Consider the following 18,563-nt stretch of genomic DNA (forward strand, 5'->3'; position numbering starts at 1 on the left):
TAAAATACAGAAGTCATTATGGATAAACGAAACTATAATCTTCCCGCATTGTTAAGCATAATGGTGGCAATGCTACTGTTTAAAACAACACAGGGACAATATATAAAAAAACAGGCTGACGACCAGGCCAGGTTGTATAACTATGCGGAGGCCATACCGTTGTATGAAAAAGCATATAGGAAAAAAGCAACATCGGCTGCGGCACGTGGAATGGCGGATAGTTACCGCCTGATGAGTGCTTATACTCTTGCTGAACCCTGGTATGCGAAATTGGCGACAATGCCGGACCATACTGCTGCGGATGAAATACATTATGCCGGAATATTGATGAACAACAGTAAATATGCAGCAGCAAAAGAGATGCTGGATAGTTACTTAAATAAAAAGAACGGTGATAAAACAGCAGAGAATATGCGTAGCGGTTGTGACAGCGCAGCTAAGTGGCTGTCGGCACCTGCTAAAGGGACGCTGGACAATTTAAAGGCATTGAACAGTCAGTGGTCCGATTGGGGTACAGCGTTTAACAAGGGCGTAATTATTTTTGCCTCTGATCGCCCATATGATTCCCTGCAACATAACCCTTTTTTTAGCACAACTAACATCAGGCAAAAATACTATGGCTGGACGGGCAACAGTTATCTGCATCTGTATGAAAGTAACGGGCAGGATAGCACTAGTACCAAGTTACTTGCACGCAATATCAATGGAGATTATCATAGCGCAAATGCCAGTTATACGGCCGATGGCAGTAAGCTTTATTACGCAGTAACCGATCTGAAAAAGAAGGGACGTACCCTGTTGGGAAAGGATGAACCTTATACATTGAATGTGGAGGTGATGGAACAGCAATGGGATTCGGCCACGGGTAGATGGCGACAGTCTTCTCCATTTCCTTATAATGGCATCTTTAATTATCCGGTGGGCGATCCTTTTATAAGCCCGGATGGTCAGGAGCTTTATTTTGTGGCTGACTATGGAGATAAGGGATATGGTGGCACAGATATCTATTATAGTCATGCAGATGAAAATGGCAAATGGCAGACGCCGGTAAATATGGGGCCGGAAATCAATACGCAGGGTAATGAACGTACACCTGTATTTGATAAAGCCGGTACATTTTATTTTGCTTCCGATGGACAGCCCGGAATTGGTGGACTGGATATTTATAAAGCCATCAAAACAAGTGGTCATTGGGTAACAAAGAATATGGGAATCCCGGTAAATAGCCCCCAGGATGATTTTGCACCGGCTTTAGACAGTACCACTATATATTTCTCTTCTAACAGGCCAGGTGGGAAAGGGAGTGATGATATTTACCGTTTTATTCCTGCAAGAATACTGCTGTTTAGTTTGTCCGGTCATATACTGGACAAAAAAACGAATAAACCATTATCCAATGCAGAGGTAATAATCAACAACAAAGAAACAGGCATACCACTGAAAGTTGTTACAGATGAAGAAGGGAATTATCATGTTAAGCTGGATAGTATATCATCGTATGAATTAAGTGTGGCAAAAACGGACTATAATTCAGTAACAGGGGCAGTAGTAACAACAAAGGGATTGTCAGCATCACGTGATCTGCGCTATGATGCCATGCTGGAGGCTCCCGAAAAGGTCACGGAAAAGAAACCTGAGCCTCAGCCAGCTCCTAATAAAACATATAAACTTGAAAACGTTTATTTTGATGTAGCTAAAGCAGATATCAAACCAGGTACAGCGACAGAATTGGATAAGCTGGTAAAATTGCTACAGGATAATCCCACCTGGAAGGTGGAAATAGCTACACATACAGACTCCAGAGCGAGTGACAGCTATAACCTGAAGTTATCCCAACGCCGCGCAGAATCAATTGTAGTATACCTGATCGGAAAAGGGATTGCCAGTGATCGTCTGGTGGCAAAGGGATATGGAGAAACCCGGCTATTGAATCGTTGCGCCAATGGAGTACGTTGTTCAGAAGAAGAACATCTGGCCAATCGCAGAACAGAATTTACAATATTAAATATGTAGTGGCAAGCTGCAATCAGGGGGCGACCTGGGAATTCAGTTAGGCGCTCCCTGTTTATTGTCATCGTATATATATTTTCCTCCTGTTTGTAAAAAATACACGGTTAACCCACTACCCCCAATCCTCTATATTCTAGAAATAGAGTACGCTGTGAAGACAATATTTCCGCTTTCTTTTGCCTGTTGATATTTTTTCTATACTTTTCCATTCTATAATTTTATGCATCTAAAAATTTATGTTTATATCAACAACGGACATCCGTGTGCGCTACGGAGAGACAGATCAGATGGGATACCTGTATTATGGTAATTACGCGCTGTATTACGAAGTAGGAAGGGCAGAAGCAATCCGTACACTGGGTTTCACTTACGCAGAGCTGGAAAAACAGGGTATTATAATGCCAGTGGCAGAGTTAAACGTTAAATACCTGAGACCTGCTTATTACGATGATCTGATAACAGTAAAGACTATACTCAAAGAGTTACCTGTTAGTCATAAGATACAGTTCCACTCAGAATTGTACAATGAAAAAGGAGAATTGCTGAATATAGGGGTCACTACCCTGGTGTTCATGCATGCAGACACGAAAATGAAATATGGGATGCCTCCGGTAATGATGGAGCGACTGGCTCCCTTTTTTGAAAAATAACAGCATTGATTATGGAAGAGGAACTGGCAAAGGTAACTGTCAGCATTATTACGATAGGTGATGAGCTGCTGATCGGACAAACAATAGATACCAACTCTGCCTGGATGGCCCAGCAGTTAAATGCAATGGGAATCTGGGTACACCGTCGCGTAGCTATCGGGGATGTAAAGGAAGCCATTCTGGAAGCACTGGACAAAGAAGGCGCGGTATCAGATATAGTATTGATTACAGGTGGATTAGGCCCTACGGCCGATGATATCACCAAACCGGTATTAACGGAATACTTCGGTGGAAAGCTGGTAAGGGATGAGATCACCTACCGGCAGGTGATGGAGTTCTTCGAAAGCAGGGGATTACCTACGCTGCAAAGGAACGTGGACCAGTCCCTGGTTCCGGATGTCTGCACCGTACTGCACAACACCCGTGGCACTGCTCCGGGTATGTGGTTCGAGAAGAATGGCAGGATCTATGTCTCTATGCCCGGTGTGCCCCATGAAATGAAAGGACTGATGGAGGACCATGTGCTGCCAAAGTTGCGGGATTACTTCAATACGCCGGCGGTAGTACATCAGACACTGATCACTTCCGGTATGGGCGAGTCTTTCGTTGCTGAAAGACTGATAGACTTTGAAGCAGGTTTACCTCCTCATATCAAACTGGCTTACCTGCCTGCCTATGGACTGCTCAAACTCCGTCTTACCGCGCAGGGGGCCGATAAAGTCTCTACCGCTGCTGCGTTATCCATCTTTTTCCACCAGATGAAGGCCATCCTGGCCGATATCGCAGTGGCAGACCAGGATATCCCTATGGCGGAAGTGATAGGCCGGGCCTTAATAGCGTCTCATAAAACGGTAGGTACCGCAGAAAGCTGTACCGGCGGGTACATTTCCCACAGTATGACCCTCATCCCGGGCAGCTCTGCCTGGTATTCCGGTAGTATCGTGAGTTACTCCAATGAGATGAAGATGCAGTTGCTGGGGGTACAGCCGGCCACCCTCAATACCTATGGCGCGGTCAGCGAACAGGTGGTACTGGAAATGGCAGCGGGGGCCTTACAAAGATTAAAAACAGATTATATAATAGCAGTCTCCGGTATCATGGGCCCCGATGGAGGTACCCCTGAAAAGCCCGTTGGGACTGTATGGATAGCGGCTGGTAGTGTGGGGAACCTGGTAGCGGTAAAGTTCCAGCTCCGGTACGATCGCTACAGTAATATTCAACTGACAGCGGCCTATGCGATGAATGAATTGAGGAAGTTGATAGTTTAACTTACTTTTGTTTCCATACCAAAAAGCAAAACAACAATCTTATGGCCATTGTAGAACTGGTAATGCCCAAAATGGGGGAAAGTATTATGGAAGCCACCATATTACGTTGGCATAAAAAGCCGGGGGATCAGGTAAAAGTTGAGGAAACCCTGCTGGAAATTGCTACCGATAAGGTGGACAGTGAAGTACCTTCTATCGCAGATGGGGAAATTACCGAACTACTTTATGCAGAAAATGACGTAGTACCTGTAGGTGCTGTCATTGCACGTATTAATACCAGCGCAGAGGAACCTGCTGCTGAGCCGGAACCTGAGACTACTGAACCGGTGGAAGAAACGCCTGAAGAGGAAGCTCCGCAGGCAGTTGAACACACCGAACCACAGTTCGTGACCGGCGGTGCCCGTTTCTATTCCCCGCTTGTGCTGACGATCGCACAGCAGGAAGGGATCAACTTTGCAGAACTGGAAAAAATTGCAGGCACCGGCAATGAAGGCCGTGTGACTAAAAAAGACATTCTGCAGTATGTTGAGAACAAGGGTAAGGGTGCGGTTACTGCTCCTGTTGCTCCTGCAACCACTCCGCATGTGGCTCCGCCTAAACCGGCAGAAGTCCCTGTGGCGCATACTATTACCCCATCTGTAACGGTACAGCATCCGGTAAGCAGTAATGGCAGCAGCCATAACTACGGCGGGAATGTAGAGATCATAGAGATGGACCGTATGCGTAAAATGATCGCAGATCATATGGTGCGCAGCAAGCATGTCAGTCCGCATGTAACCAGCTTTGCTGAAGCAGACGTGACCAATATGGTCCGTTGGCGCGACCATGTAAAGAAAGACTTTGAAAAGAGGGAAGGGGAGAAGATCACCTTTACTCCGTTGTTTATAGAAGCACTGGTAAAATGTATTAAAAAGTTTCCGCTGGTGAACAGCTCTCTGGATGGCGATAAGATCATTATCAAGAAGGATATCAATGTGGGTATGGCTACGGCATTACCGACAGGTAACCTCATCGTTCCGGTGATCCGTAATGCAGACATGCTGAACCTGGTGGGCCTTACCAAACAGGTGAACAACCTGGCTGCTGCTGCCCGTCAGAACCGCCTGAAACCGGATGCTACGCAGAATGGTACTATCACCTTAACCAATGTAGGCACCTTCGGTAGCCTGGCAGGAACACCTATTATCAATCAGCCGCAGGTAGCTATCCTGGCGGTGGGTGCTATCAAGAAACGTCCTGTTGTAATAGAAACAGAACATGGTGATACGATTGCGATCCGTCATATGATGTATCTCTCTCTTTCTTATGATCACCGTATTGTAGATGGCGCATTAGGTTCTACCTTCCTGAGCGCTATCGCGTATGAGCTGGAACATTTCGATTTTCACAGAGAATATTAATAAAACGCTTTTTTTTAGCCCGGCTTCTGTGTAAGGAGTCGGGCTTTTTTGTGGGGTAAATATTGGCTCCGTCAGAGCCCCGTATTTGTAGCTAACAATTTAGGCAACAAAACACAGACTCCGCAGGAGTCCCCAGCTATTCGCGATTTGGCAGACTACGGAGTCAATTGAAGAGTATATAAACATTTGCTCAAATACAGCGCTTCTGGTGGAGCTTTAATTGGCTGCAAATGCTACATCTGTTTTGTTGTATATCATACTTTCTTACGAACACGTAACTCTTACAACGCAATCAGGTCATTGCGCATCATGATTTAGTATAAACATGTAAGTTATAAGGCTCCGGCAAGAGCCTTGTTTGTAGCTTATCAGAAGATTCAGGGGTAAGAATCTCCTCTATCATAACATAGCATGTTATTGACAGGAACAAACATTGAAGACTAACAAAACAATTCATTATTAAAAAAGCCCCGAAGCAAAATGCCCGGGGCTTTCCTAATAAATTTCTTGACCGAATGAGCTTTGGTCAACAGAATTAATAACGACCACGACCGCCGCCGCCGCCGTATCCACCGCCGCCGCCACGGTTACCACCAAATCCACCACCTCTAGAGTTATTATTCGGTTGTTTAGGTCTTGCTTCGTTTACCATCAGCTGTTTGCCTTCAATTTCAGTTCCGTTCAAACTGTCCATAGCCTTGCTACCTTCTTCCTGGTTGGCCATCTCGACGAAACCGAAACCGCGTGAACGGCCTGTTTCATGGTCCTTGATAATTTTAGCGGAAGTCACTTCGCCAAATTCGCTGAATATCTGGTGAAGGTCCTCATCGTTCAACCTGTAGTGCAGGTTGGCTACGTAAATGTTCATGACTAAAAAATTAAAAAAATGAAAAATAATATTGAAGATAAAGAAATAAGTTCAATAAATACATAGCACGTAGAAATAATTTAACAATGCACTCAAACAAGTCGTTTTTACAGTGCCAATACCCCATATAGCAAGACTTTTACCCTCTTTTTAAGTTTTCTTTAACCCCAAATTAGCACGTATGTTATATAGATAATTGCATCATTTTTCGTAAATTAATACAAACGATCCATTAAATTTTATTACTATGAGTAGTCTGAGTGAAACCTGGTTTGCAGACGGTTATATAGACTTTGAGCAGAAAAAATATGCCTTACTGGCCTACCTGCAACAAATTAACCGTCATTTCAATGAAAATAAGTTGTACCCTCAGCTGGCAGACGTTGTTTTCCATTATAACAATCTCGTGGCCTTCAAAGAGAACAAACAATTCCTGCAGCAACAGTTCCCTAAACGGCTGACAGCTATCAACATGGAACGCTTGCAACTCCTCTATGAACAGATGATCGCAGATGACGAACTGATGCAGGAACTGGAAAGTATTATTCAGTTTGCTATCCATAAACTGAACTTCACGATCAAAGAAGGTGCAGAGATCTATGAATTCGTGGAAGACAGCCTTAATATCTCTCCTGTAGGTCTCATTCCCCTGGATACCCAGGAAGGATACCTCTTTCTGTGCGATGGCAGCCACCGCCAGACGCTGGTGTATGAATACCGCCTGAGCATCTTTGAACGCCATGACGAGAAGTACAGGGGCATCCACACGCAATACATCGATACCTACATCAAGGACCTGGTGCATTCCTGCGAACATATCAAAACCAGCCTGATCCGGCAGCGTAAGAAACTGCCCAATCCTGCAGTGTACCGTGTAGATACAAAACTGGTGTTCCCGGTAGAAGAAACATTATTGCCGATCGCCAAGCGCTGCCTGGTGAAATACATCGCCAAAAATGCGGCTTAAACGGTCTTATTTCAGTGTTTTACTGGCGCTGTTATCAAAGGTGATCTCCAGCTGATGATCGGCGAGAAATGGCTGGTAATATTGCGTAATTATCTTAGCGATCTTGTCCTTCGACTGGGTGAGGTATAGTTGATTGTTTTCCAGTTGCTCCCTGGAAGTCTGGTATAGTTTCTTTTGTACGTCTGTATAGGTTTCATCATCCTGGAACAAAAGCCATCCCTTGCGGTTGGCAGTCTCCATCTTGTCTACTTTCAGCTCATAACTCAGCAGGTGAGGCGCTGGCAGCTTTACCAGGATCTTTTTATCAGACAACGTGATGTGGAAATTCTTTTCACTCACATCCACTCCATATTTGGCCTCATAAGGTACGGATACCCAGATGGTATTCTCCAGGAAAGCCTTTTTCATGTTGCTTGTCCAGGAACCATCTTCCTCAATATTACTGCGTTTGATATTAGCTACCCCCTGCACATCCAGGCTGGCCAGTTCCGCTATTTCTTTAACGATCAGACTATTGGACAGTATGCTTTGATTGACGCTCTTGCTGCCGTATTGTTTACCCAGCCAGAAGATCAGTATTACGAGTAAAGTAAAAAAAATGAAACGAAAAAATCTTTTCATAACGGAAAACTAAGGAAAATGATGAATGCCCTGCAATGACTGCAAAATATTAAAAATAGCTGAAGTTATTCTTCCCTTGTAAGTTGTTGGATCAGTTCTGCATGTTGGGGATAGGTCTCCAGCAAGGTTTTACGGCTGCCCATCTCAAAGTCGGCGAAGTCGAATCCCGGTGCCACGGTGCATCCTGTCAGGGTGAAGCCCTGTTCTCCTGCTACACGCGAAGCAAACCAGTTACCGGCAGTAATGACCAGCTGGGGATATTCTCCCAGGTGAATATTCAGTCCCAGTTTATGGATGGTCAGGTTCCCGGAAGGGTCTATCTCATAGATATGTAACGGGTTTCCGTCATAAAAATGCCACATCTCATCAGAGGTTAAACGATGAAAGGCAGAGAACACATGGTCCTCCAGTAAAAAGTAAATACCGGTAGAGGCGTTCCTGTTACCCGACATCGCACGGGAACGGTAAGTTTCCCTGAACGCGCCCCCTTCAACATGGGGCTGTAACTGCAGATGTTCGCGCCAATAGGCAGCGTTAGAAGAAGTGGACATATCCCGAAGATAAATAAAAAAGCAGTCTGCTATACAGCAGACTGCTTAATAATATGTTTATAAGATGCTCAGGCAACAGCCATAGGACGCATTTGCGCAATAATCGGCATGTTTTCCGTTACAGGTGTTTCCCCTTTAAAGAACTGGAAATCCTGAATGAACTGCGCATGATTGTAATAATCATTGGTAGTAATGAATGACTGCCATTGTTCCACATTCATTTTCTGCATGTTACGCATAGCATCTCTGAAGCGGAGCATACGTGCATACAGTTGTGGGGTAATGCCGATCACTTCCATGAACTTCCTTTCCAGGGTAGGACGGGAAGTCTTGAATTTCCTCGTTAACCGGTCCATATTGATATAACCCTGGTGGCGTACCATGTAATCGGCCACTTCGTCTACCTGCTTCAGGGAATGACCGTTCTCTGCGATCATAGTAGTGAAAGCGTTGTTCAGTGTAATATCCAGACTGATAGGATCAGCAGTAGCTGCCAGGTCCTGCGTCAGCTGATGCCAGCCGGCATGATTATGTTTCTGCAGATCGCGGTAGTAGTTGTTGAAGGCAGACATGTCCAGACCCGCCAGCTTATAACAGCCATAGGCGTTCAGTTGCACCACCGTCATTTTTACCGGGCCTTTCACCCTTATCTGGTGATGGCAGGTAAAATGTCCGACTACTGAAGCAGCAGGTAAGGTAAAGGAAGCATGCTGGCTTGGTTGAAATGTCACTTCTCCTTCCTGCAGGAATACCATGTACAGGTCTCCAAGAGAAAAAAGGTTCTGAGGCAGATTAATCAAACCACTTTGCGCATTCTGCAAATGGTAATAATGCTTTACATAGGGTACCAGCGTAGCGGCTGGGTGATAGATACGGAAGTTCATAGGATCTGAATATGCTGTATTACGAGATATCCACACGGGCACTTAGGGCCACCAAATTATCAATACAAACATAACAGAATGTAAGTATATAAAAAAATATAATTTGATCGTATTGAAAGACAGTTTGTTGCGTTATGAAAATGTTAAAAACCGGCCATGAACGGGTAGTTACAAGCGTTCTTGGCCGGTTTGTTTTTTGTTTTTTTGCGTAGTGAACTGCTGCTCATTGTGTTGTGTTCTTTGCGTTTTTTCTAAGCGGTTGCAGTTCATAGCGTTAGCATTTTACCATCCCCAGTTTTTCCCTTTTTCCGTAGCAGGTACGCCTGTTTCCATCCATTCGGGTGCTGGTGCATCCTTTAAAAAATGATCAAAGAATTGTTGTTCACGACGTTGTATATCTTTTCTGTTCTGTCTTAGTATCAGGTTATGTGCTTCGTTGTTATAATTGAGCAGCCAGACGGGTTTGCCCAGTCTTCTCAATCCTGTAAACAGTTCTATGCCCTGGTACCAGGGTACAGCACCATCTGCATCATTACTCATAATAGCAACAGGTGTGTTTACATTGGGCAGATGAAAAAGAGGAGAGTTCTCAATATACAATTCCGGTTTATCCCATAATGTAGCGCCGATCCTGCTTTGAGAACGTTCATACTGGAACTGCCTGTTCATGCCTGTTTCCCATCGGATACCACCGTAGGCGCTGGTCATGTTGGCTACGGGAGCGCCTGCCCAGGCGGCTTTGAACAGGTTCGTTTGTGTAATGAGATAAGCTACCTGGTAACCACCCCAGCTTTGTCCCTGTATACCCATATGTAAGCTGTCTGCCCAGGAGTTTTTAGCTAATGCCCTTGCGCCGCTTACGATATAGTTATACGCACTTTTTCCCGGATGCCCGTTCTCATACGTGATATCAGGAGCCAGTACCAAATAACCTCTGCTCACAAAAAAAGAGATATTCAATCTTGATGGAGTAGGGGCAGGAGGTACGTAGGCATACATTTCTTCTGTGAGTTTTTCGTAGAAGTAAAGTATTACCGGGTATTTCTTTGTACTGTCAAAATCTTCCGGTTTGTATAAAATCCCTTCAGCCTGTTTACCATCGTATGCTGTCCATTTGAAGAGTTCAACGGTGCCCCAGTTGTATTGTTGCTGCTGGGGATTGATATGACTGAGTTGTATTTCTTTTTTGAAATTATTATTCAGATAGATATCCGGTGATAATAAATAACTTCCTTTTGTATAGATGTATACATCTGCGTTTTTCGCTTTCACGGGGGCATTGATGGTGAATGGTCCCATCATTATTTTCTTTTTGTTCAGGTATAATCCATTCTCCTTTGTTACCTCATTAAACGCTTCCAGTAACAATGGCTGACCAGACAGTATATAGCGTTCTTCTTTATCCGGAGAAATATACCTGAAACGTAACCTGTTTTTACGTCCTTCTGTGATAGTTGCCGGCGCGCTTTTACCTGCCGGATCTATCTTCCATATATCATAACGGTCATAGATATACACAAACTTATCTTTGGCTTCCCATGCAGCTACGCCATAAGGGCCTGGGGCATCCGGATGATCATCATCTTCTTCATACATGGCTGTTGGTATCAATGCACTGATATTACGTGTAATACCTGTAGCATTTTCATAAGTGAACCAATGCTTTTGCTGCACATCATACCAGAGAATATATTTACCCTCAGGAGAGATAACGCTGGTACTATCCAGGTGTTCTTTTACAGGTTTACGGGTACCATCATTTAAATTTATGAGATAAGATGTTTTCAATGTATGCCCTGTCCATTGCATGGATACACGTTCTCCCTTATCAGTATATCCCAGTGCATAGTAGCTGTTCCCTTCATCTGCAGGTATCACATTTTCCATGTCTTTATCTGCCAGCTGAATGAATTTGTCTTTAGCAGGATAATAAACCGCCAGATAATTTCTCTTTAATTCCTTATCTGCATTTTTCAGCTGCATAGGTTGCAGGTAATCATCCTTATAATTCCAGATATCCACCTTTGCTACTTCGAAATCCACGATGTTGGTATCTTTGGGTGCAGTTGCCGGTGCTGTACCGAAAAACAACCGTTCTCCGTTCCTGCTGAACCATACTTTCCCATCAGGACTTACATCCTTTTTTACAATGATCTTTCCTGTATCCTGCGCGTAATAGTACAATTGTTTAATACTATCCCGTGTGCTATACCAGGCGGCTTGCCTGCCTTCCTCATCAAAAGCAAATTGTTTACGTGTAGCTGTACCACGACTGATTGTATCTGCTTTATGTGCGGCTACATCCCATAACTGTACGTCAGTCTTTGTTGCTATCAGCAGTTTGTTACCCGGCTTACTGAAAATGTAGTCCTGCACATCTTTCACGGTATCTGCTGCGTTCGGGTACATGATCACGAGTGTTCCGCTGGTACTGTCATACTGTGGTTTCTCCTCCAGATAAGCAATCACCCCACTGCCCTTCTCCGGCGTTTTAAAGGACCTTACAGCGGCTGTTTTCCATATAGCCTCACTGGACAGCGTAATAATGCCTAAAGAGTCTTTAGGCATCTCTGCGGCCTTTTTCTTCCTGATCTTCGCCTGTCTTGTAACAGCAAACGGTGGTTTAATCGCAAAGACAAGATACTGGTTGTCTTTTGTGATCACCGGGTTGTAACCTCTGGGTATCGCCAGTTGTGTTTTACTGTTATAGACAATGAGGGTAGCATCACCTTCCTGCGGGGTGATGGTATAGGCTACCCATTGACCATTATTGCTGATGATCTTACTGCCTGTATTCTGCCAGCTATCGTACACGGAATGGTCCAGTGGTTTCTTCTGGGCGTAGGTATACAGGGAGAAGAACAGCATGATACACGTCGTAATCCTTTTCATCCGCCCAATGTAAAAAAAATAGGATTACGGGGTAACGGATTTATAGACAAACGGTCATATAGGAATTTCTTTATAAGTTTCATTGCCGGGCAGGTCTTCTGCCATGGCCTCTGTTTTTCCGCCTTTTAGAGTTGTATTTTTCTTTGTAGCGGAGCAGGTCCGGTCGATGCTGTTTCTGTCCATAACGGCATTGCCTTTTTCCAGCAATGGTTCCAAACGCTTTCTGACACTAGTATTCTTTCATCATTCCTTTATCACACCTATAGCATTCCTATAGCATTCTACTGGCATTCCTATATCCAAACGATATAGGAATGCTGAAAGAATGCCGAAGGAATGGACTTTCAGTGATGAAGGGATATAGGATTTGGAATATTTTCAACTACGCACATAGACTGCGCATGTAAGATCTAGCTTTGAAACATGTTTATGGAAAACAAGGCTACGTGCATCTATATACTGAAAGGTTGATTATATTTAATATGATCGCCGCGTTAAATTATTGGGATTTAATAATTTATACCATGAATGTGTGATGATTTTTACATGACAAGATTGATATATTTGCTTTTCAAATATTGTATGATATTTGACTATATGTAATCGCCGTATGCAGCTAACATAGCATTTATTTTATTGAGGCATTGTGAATCCATAGATATCTTATTTCCTATATATGTGAGTTTGAAAGTGTTTGTTTTATACCAGTTTTCTTATACCAATAATCAATCATTTTATGATTTGTAAATAACCAGCAGGACCAGGGGGCTGTTCTGTAAACGACATTCAGGGACAATTTTCTGTTTTAAAAAAATCAGTATGGGACGATATTTTATATACGCGTTCCTGTTAGTTTCATGCCATCAACTGAAGGCGCAGTCTCCTTTGCGCATGTTGAAAGATTCTGTGAAAATAACAGGCGTAGAAATGGTCATTCGTAATGCTACGAAAGACGTAAAAAGCTATTTATTTAACAATGAAAACGGAACGACCAGTTTCAAAAAGATTGGGAAGGCCATACAATTCTCTGTAGGCACTTCGGGTTTTCCGGTTGCCGGAGACTCTCTCTATTCAAGTAGTGATCTGATAAAAACGAATGTTAAGATCTGGCGTAATGGCCTGCTGCAAAGCATTAACGCAGCCAGTACAGATTCATTGACCGGGAAAGTAATTTTTCGTCCGGCACTTATCCAGGCAGAAAGGATCTATATAGAAGCCTTCAATAGTATCGATCTCTGATCTGCTGGCATCATCCGTCTTTTGAAATAAATTATTAGTCATGTGTATGTGTAAGAAGTTTCTGTTTATCCCTTTACTGCTTTTTTGTGCAATAACAATGGCGCAATCATCCTTTAAGGTAGATGCTGATTCAGTAAAGTTTTTGAATGCTGAATTAGTGTTGAGAAATAAAACAAAAGATATAGCGGGTTACCTGTATAACACGGGTGATGGGAAAACCGTATTCAAAAAGATCGGGAAAGGAATACAGTTTCGTGTAGGCGCAGCAGATGCACCTGCCGCCGGGGATACCGTGTATCTGAATGCCGGGCTGGCAAATTATTATGTAAAAGTATTGCGGAACGGATTGTTACAATACCGGGATACTACACAGGGTGTGAAAGTAGATGATAATACCGGCAGGATAGTGTTTTACCCTGCGCTGCAAAATAATGATCAGATCTATATTGAGGCGCTTAGCGGTATGGACCTTTCACTGAACGGAGCATCTGCCAGCAGCTCACTACCCGCCAGTGCAGTATTCCGTCTTAACTCAGGGGTCGTAGATAATGGTAACAAAACATTTACGTTAAGATGGGTTACAAATGCCAAAACATTATATATCAGTCCCAAAGTGGTAGGGATCGGCTCTTCCACTTTAGCAGGGTATAACCTCACGGCTCCCGACCGGTTAGGCGATAAGATATCTGCCTGGTTAGCGAACAATACTTACGGTGCAGTATGGACAAACCTGGCTGTTGCGGGGTATTCTACCACAGATGTTTTACCTGTTCAGAACGGGGGTGTGTTAGGGCATAATATAGAAACAGCCCTGAGTCTGAATCCGGATTTTATATTCGTTTCGTTACCTACCAACGACCCTGCGGTAAATATCTCTGTTAACCAGAGTATTATTAACCTGAAAAAAGTGGACTCGCTGGCACTCACCAAAGGTGTACCTGTGTTTTTTGAAACAACGCAACCCCGTACCAGTTTTAATGCTACCCAACAGGGGATGCTGAAAGATCTGGCAGACAGTATAAGGCGTATATGGCCTACCCGGTATGTGGAAGGATTTAAGGATGTGGCAGACCCGGCTACAACCGCTGCTATCCTGCCGCAATACAATAATGGGGATGGGGTGCATCTGAACAGTGCGGGTAACCAGTTTATTGCGAATAGTCTTTTTGACAGATGGCTGAATTATTTCCAGGCCATCAGGAATGTAAAACGGTATATATTGGATTCTTCTGTCAATAATATAAGCTGGTCGCAGTTTGTGGTAGAGACAGAACCTAATATTGTAAAGAATGTGTATCCCCGCTTTAATCAGGGCAAACAATACTTTCGTGTGAAAGCGGAATTAAAGGACGGGACTTATTCCGATTATTCAAACATAGCCATACTGGATGAAATAATAAACCCTACGCTACCCGGAGTGAATGATTATACTTACAGGTTACTGGTGGATTTAGGTGGAGATGGTGTGAACACGCTGAATGGCTCTAATGCGCCGGATGGTAAACCTACCCCTTCTCCGGATGCTGCAGGTAAGTACTGGAACAACTGGTATGGGATAGGAGGGGTAACAGGTTTTGCTGATAAATCTGCTATTAGCCAGATAAAGACAACAACGAATGAGGCGACTAATATGAGTCTCCAGATCATTGGATTACCCCAGGGTACTTTTGGTACTTCTGATACGAAATCTATCAACTATAGTGGTTTTACGGTTGCCTCGGGAGATTATCCTTACCAGGCATTATATGATAACATGTTCATTCATTCTTCTGTAAATCCTGATGGAATTACAATGAGGATAAAAGGACTTACCAAAACCAATACCTATTATATCAAATTATGGGGTGCAAGGTTAGATGATGCTGCTACTCCGCGTACTTTACAGGCTAAACTGAGTACAGAAACCTGGACAACAGCACAATCTGTAGAGACGAAGTATGCGACTACGGATGCCCCCGATTATAATCGCGCTGTAACGTTCAATTATGTGACCGGCCTGGATTCTGTGGATATTAATCTTCGCGTGGGTGGTACCAGCACTTTTGCTCATGTGAGCCTGGTAGATATCGGTGTAGTCGGTGCTTTGCCCTTACTTCCCCAGCTGAAATTAAGAGATACCACTACCACATTAAGCACCATGCAATTAACAGCTAATCCTGTCAATGGTGCCAGCATCGCTTCTTATCAGTGGACGCAGCTGTCCGGCCCTAATACGGCTACTATCAGCGCCAGCAACGGAACTGCGAGTATCTCCGGACTTACCAATGGTACATTCGTATTCAGGGCTGCCGGAACAGGTACAGATGGGAAGGTGCTGAATGCAGATGCTACTGTAAAAGTGTATCCTGATAATGGTGGTAAGAAAACACTGAGGGTGCACTTTAGTAAGACTATCGTAACAGGTATCCCGGGATGGTTTAACGTATACGGTTCTCCCGGTGGGGCGCATATTGCGATGACGGATACCATTACTAACTGGACAGTAGACAATGTGAGCGGGGATGCGACTTACTGGTCTCCTTATGCAGGTAACAGCTCTTCCAATACGGATGGTTCTACAACCGGTAATAACAGTGGTATTGTTCCTGATATCGTATTGCAGGGTATCTGGTATAACTACAGTCTGAAATATGCGGTTAATATGGACAACCTGTTAGTGAAAGGCTTGAACCCGGCGAAGACCTATACGATCAAACTGTATGCTTCACGTAACAATACTGCAACAGCGCCAAGATATGGATGCTGGAGAGTGAACGGAGGTAGTGAATTGTTACAGAATGCATTGAGTAATACAACCCTGGAAACTGTGGTGACCAGCGTTACGCCTGATGCCAGTGGTAATATCAAATTGTCCGTACATGCGCCAACCAGTACATCTAACGGAAGTTTTTCTTACATCAATGCTTTAGTGGTTCAGGAGAACTGATTAATGAATTAACCCTATACTATGTATAAGAATTGTAAAGCGGCCGGCTTGCTATTGTTTTGCCTGCTGTCCATTATGAGTGCCTATGCTATCACGACCGATAGCCTGCCTGTACCATTGAAAAATGCGGTGATGGATTCGCTGAATAAAAAATACGCGAACGTCCCGGGGCAATGGTTACCCGATTCGCTGCCTTTCAACCGTTTTGGGTTGAATGGGATGCAACAGGGGGCCCGTCAGGAATTTATGCAGTATATGCATGCGGGTAACAGCGCTGCCGGTATCGCAAAGATGCAGACCATGTTTCATGGATTGCAGGACAGCGCGAGAGGCGCCCGCTTCATTGATAACAAACTGAGAGGTTTTTACGCCCTTAAACCACAGGGCTCTTTAACATTACCCGGTTTACCGGAGAACAAGTTAAGAGGTATCTCCTGGCAAACCATTTACAGTGATACTACTGCTATGATGTCCGGCTGGTGGAATGAAGGGGTGGTCCAGGACCAGTTAACTGTTGGGAGTATCCCTGTACAACTGAATTATTCCACCTTATCAGGTTATAATTCAGGGTTAAAGGATGCACACTTCCTTAAACTGGCTTTTGATAAGGATGCCTATATGCAGAAGGTCAACCAGCAGTTGCAAAAGACCTATAACCTCAATAAATACTTCCTGGATGATATTGATATCAAAAGCAGTATCAAATCCTATGCGACTTCTCAGTTAGCCGCCATGGACAGTGTGAAAGGGAAGGTCTCTGCAGATCAGCTGATCTACCTGGATAGCACTCAGTTGCGCAATGCAATGAAGGATGCACCGGCAGATTACAACGAAAAAGTAATGTCGCTGAAACAGCAACTTGGAGGGGTGAAAGAGATGAATCAATTGTTGGGTGCGCAGAAAGATGCGCAGCATAATATTCAGTCGCTGGCAAGTCAGCCGGAGAATACGAGCCGTATGGCCGGCAATCTCCTTCACCTGAGTGCGCTGCAAAGTTTAATGATGAATATAAAGGAGTTGAAAGTAGGAAGCATTGGAGCGAACGCCAGTAAGGGAACAGTATCTGATTTATTCATGACAGGTGCTGCGGGCTCTTATCTGAAGAGTAACAAATTCATTATGCTGGCCATGGGTAAAAGCAATGAGCTAGGTGTGCAGGATGTAGGAATGCAATCTACAACACCCTCATACAGCATGCAGTTCCTGCGTTTAGGCCGTGGAGATATCGGTAGTGGTCAGACACATTTCTCTACCCTGAATGCAAATGCAAAACCTCAGACCAATAATGGTTTCAATACAGCAGCTCTCAGTAAAAACATTTTTGTAGGATCTGTATCACAACAATGCAGCCTGGGAAGTTTAGGCACGATTGATATCGAATTGTCTAAATCCAGCGGGCAATACAGTAATGAGGCTGCGGCAGTCTCTAAATCTGCTGCCTCGCATTTCATGGATGATATCTGGGCAACGGCTTCCGTGGGACTCGCATACAATGGTGATATTAAAAAATACGGCTTAACCCAAAAGGTATACATGAACTACTCCGGACTAGGATATACCAACCCGGGCAGCCCATTCGGCAGCAGGGGTAGTTTACAATATGGTTTCATGGTAAAGCGCAGCTGGCTGCGTAACAAAGCGGTGGTAAGTCTGCGTACGGATATGAGGAACCTGGCAGTATCCCCGCTGACAGACAATAAGAGAAAAAGCCTGCAGTTTTCACTGGACGGCCGTTACCGCCTTACACGTAAGCTCAGCTTCAGTATGAATATGCTGCAGAATACATTGCGTGAAAATGGTAATACGGCTTTCCTCAACAGGAAGATATCCTTCATGTCACAGGCAAACGGGAAGATGTATGGTCTGCCCTTCAGCAATAATTCTACGATAGGTATCCAGCAGTTAAACTATGTGGACCTGCACAGCTTATTTGTGAACATAGGCAGCATGCACACTTTTATGGCAGGACCAGGAATGGTTGTGTTAAATGCCTTCTATAACCGGGATATTAAAAATGCAGCTGTTTACAACAACATGCTGAATGTTGATGGTGGATACCAGTACACTTTATGGAAAGTGTTATCCTGTGGCAGTTCACTCATCTATATGGATAGTAAAGACGTAGTGACACAGATAGGCTTACGCCAGCAGGTATCGGCGCAGTTCCTCAAACGCTGGAGCCTTGCTATTTCTGCTGATGGCCGGAAAAACCTGAAGAATACAGCTGCCAACTATTACTATGGCAGATTTAACACCGCAATGTCTTTGCATTACCAGATAAACTAAG

14 protein-coding genes are annotated in these 18,563 nt (G+C 44.1%); 8 read left to right on the forward strand and 6 right to left on the reverse strand.

What is annotated here, in order from left to right; translation table 11 throughout:
- The first annotated feature begins 18 nt into the window (after nt 1–18).
- The 4 genes from GO495_RS11985 to GO495_RS12000 all read left to right on the forward strand — a co-directional run bounded on the left by GO495_RS11985 (nt 19) and on the right by GO495_RS12000 (nt 5,328).
- A complete protein-coding gene (locus tag GO495_RS11985; protein WP_157299909.1) occupies nt 19–2,013 on the forward strand; it encodes an OmpA family protein in 1,995 nt (664 codons plus the stop codon).
- A 233-nt stretch (nt 2,014–2,246) separates the two neighbouring features.
- Nucleotides 2,247–2,660, forward strand: a complete 414-nt coding sequence (locus tag GO495_RS11990) for an acyl-CoA thioesterase (protein WP_157299910.1) — start codon at nt 2,247–2,249, stop codon at nt 2,658–2,660.
- Nucleotides 2,661–2,671: 11 nt separating this feature from the next.
- Complete coding sequence (locus tag GO495_RS11995; RefSeq protein WP_157299911.1) at nt 2,672–3,928, forward strand: CinA family nicotinamide mononucleotide deamidase-related protein; 1,257 nt, start codon at nt 2,672–2,674, stop codon at nt 3,926–3,928.
- A 41-nt stretch (nt 3,929–3,969) separates the two neighbouring features.
- On the forward strand, nt 3,970–5,328 hold the full coding sequence (locus GO495_RS12000; protein WP_157299912.1) for a dihydrolipoamide acetyltransferase family protein: 1,359 nt from the start codon (nt 3,970–3,972) through the stop codon (nt 5,326–5,328).
- Nucleotides 5,329–5,863: 535 nt separating this feature from the next.
- Here the strand turns inward: GO495_RS12000 and GO495_RS12005 are convergent.
- A complete protein-coding gene (locus GO495_RS12005; protein WP_089783217.1) occupies nt 5,864–6,196 on the reverse strand; it encodes an RNA recognition motif domain-containing protein in 333 nt (110 codons plus the stop codon).
- A gap of 247 nt (nt 6,197–6,443) precedes the next feature.
- Between GO495_RS12005 and GO495_RS12010 the strand changes: the two genes are divergently transcribed.
- On the forward strand, nt 6,444–7,163 hold the full coding sequence (locus GO495_RS12010) for a hypothetical protein (protein WP_157299913.1): 720 nt from the start codon (nt 6,444–6,446) through the stop codon (nt 7,161–7,163).
- A gap of 6 nt (nt 7,164–7,169) precedes the next feature.
- Here GO495_RS12010 and GO495_RS12015 read toward each other — a convergent pair whose 3' ends face one another.
- From GO495_RS12015 to GO495_RS32375, 5 genes are all read right to left on the reverse strand, one after another.
- Complete coding sequence (locus tag GO495_RS12015; protein WP_157299914.1) at nt 7,170–7,784, reverse strand: DUF4230 domain-containing protein; 615 nt, start codon at nt 7,782–7,784, stop codon at nt 7,170–7,172.
- A gap of 65 nt (nt 7,785–7,849) precedes the next feature.
- Nucleotides 7,850–8,335 (reverse strand): cupin domain-containing protein, encoded by a 486-nt coding sequence (locus GO495_RS12020; RefSeq protein ID WP_157299915.1) that lies wholly within the window; start codon nt 8,333–8,335, stop codon nt 7,850–7,852.
- 68 nt (nt 8,336–8,403) lie between these two features.
- On the reverse strand, nt 8,404–9,219 hold the full coding sequence (locus tag GO495_RS12025; RefSeq protein WP_157299916.1) for a DUF6597 domain-containing transcriptional factor: 816 nt from the start codon (nt 9,217–9,219) through the stop codon (nt 8,404–8,406).
- Nucleotides 9,220–9,501: 282 nt separating this feature from the next.
- Nucleotides 9,502–12,111 (reverse strand): alpha/beta hydrolase family protein, encoded by a 2,610-nt coding sequence (locus tag GO495_RS12030; RefSeq protein ID WP_157299917.1) that lies wholly within the window; start codon nt 12,109–12,111, stop codon nt 9,502–9,504.
- Between the two features lie 54 nt (nt 12,112–12,165).
- The gene (locus tag GO495_RS32375) at nt 12,166–12,294 is read right to left on the reverse strand and encodes a hypothetical protein (RefSeq protein WP_276611810.1); all 129 of its coding nucleotides are present in this window, start codon (nt 12,292–12,294) and stop codon (nt 12,166–12,168) included.
- A gap of 636 nt (nt 12,295–12,930) precedes the next feature.
- On the opposite strand from GO495_RS32375, the gene GO495_RS12035 reads away from it, so the two are divergent.
- The 3 genes from GO495_RS12035 to GO495_RS12045 are packed head-to-tail and all read left to right on the forward strand — an operon-like array spanning nt 12,931 to nt 18,562.
- Entirely contained in the window at nt 12,931–13,350 is a 420-nt protein-coding gene (locus GO495_RS12035) for a hypothetical protein (RefSeq protein ID WP_157299918.1), read from the forward strand.
- A 46-nt stretch (nt 13,351–13,396) separates the two neighbouring features.
- Nucleotides 13,397–16,276 (forward strand): SGNH/GDSL hydrolase family protein, encoded by a 2,880-nt coding sequence (locus GO495_RS12040; protein WP_157299919.1) that lies wholly within the window; start codon nt 13,397–13,399, stop codon nt 16,274–16,276.
- A 21-nt stretch (nt 16,277–16,297) separates the two neighbouring features.
- Entirely contained in the window at nt 16,298–18,562 is a 2,265-nt protein-coding gene (locus GO495_RS12045) for a hypothetical protein (RefSeq protein ID WP_157299920.1), read from the forward strand.
- The last annotated feature ends 1 nt before the right edge of the window (nt 18,563 follow it).

It is taken from the genome of Chitinophaga oryziterrae, assembly GCF_009758125.1.
GTDB lineage: Bacteria > Bacteroidota > Bacteroidia > Chitinophagales > Chitinophagaceae > Chitinophaga > Chitinophaga oryziterrae.

Bases quoted from the DNA above. Each gene is read 5' to 3' on its own strand.
- GO495_RS11985 (WP_157299909.1), top strand. From the start codon at position 19: ATGGATAAACGAAACTATAATCTTCCCGCATTGTTAAGCATAATGGTG.
- GO495_RS11990 (WP_157299910.1), top strand. From the start codon at position 2,247: ATGTTTATATCAACAACGGACATCCGTGTGCGCTACGGAGAGACAGAT.
- GO495_RS11995 (WP_157299911.1), top strand. From the start codon at position 2,672: ATGGAAGAGGAACTGGCAAAGGTAACTGTCAGCATTATTACGATAGGT.
- GO495_RS12000 (WP_157299912.1), top strand. From the start codon at position 3,970: ATGGCCATTGTAGAACTGGTAATGCCCAAAATGGGGGAAAGTATTATG.
- GO495_RS12005 (WP_089783217.1), bottom strand. From the start codon at position 6,196: ATGAACATTTACGTAGCCAACCTGCACTACAGGTTGAACGATGAGGAC.
- GO495_RS12010 (WP_157299913.1), top strand. From the start codon at position 6,444: ATGAGTAGTCTGAGTGAAACCTGGTTTGCAGACGGTTATATAGACTTT.
- GO495_RS12015 (WP_157299914.1), bottom strand. From the start codon at position 7,784: ATGAAAAGATTTTTTCGTTTCATTTTTTTTACTTTACTCGTAATACTG.
- GO495_RS12020 (WP_157299915.1), bottom strand. From the start codon at position 8,335: ATGTCCACTTCTTCTAACGCTGCCTATTGGCGCGAACATCTGCAGTTA.
- GO495_RS12025 (WP_157299916.1), bottom strand. From the start codon at position 9,219: ATGAACTTCCGTATCTATCACCCAGCCGCTACGCTGGTACCCTATGTA.
- GO495_RS12030 (WP_157299917.1), bottom strand. From the start codon at position 12,111: ATGAAAAGGATTACGACGTGTATCATGCTGTTCTTCTCCCTGTATACC.
- GO495_RS32375 (WP_276611810.1), bottom strand. From the start codon at position 12,294: ATGGACAGAAACAGCATCGACCGGACCTGCTCCGCTACAAAGAAAAAT.
- GO495_RS12035 (WP_157299918.1), top strand. From the start codon at position 12,931: ATGGGACGATATTTTATATACGCGTTCCTGTTAGTTTCATGCCATCAA.
- GO495_RS12040 (WP_157299919.1), top strand. From the start codon at position 13,397: ATGTGTAAGAAGTTTCTGTTTATCCCTTTACTGCTTTTTTGTGCAATA.
- GO495_RS12045 (WP_157299920.1), top strand. From the start codon at position 16,298: ATGTATAAGAATTGTAAAGCGGCCGGCTTGCTATTGTTTTGCCTGCTG.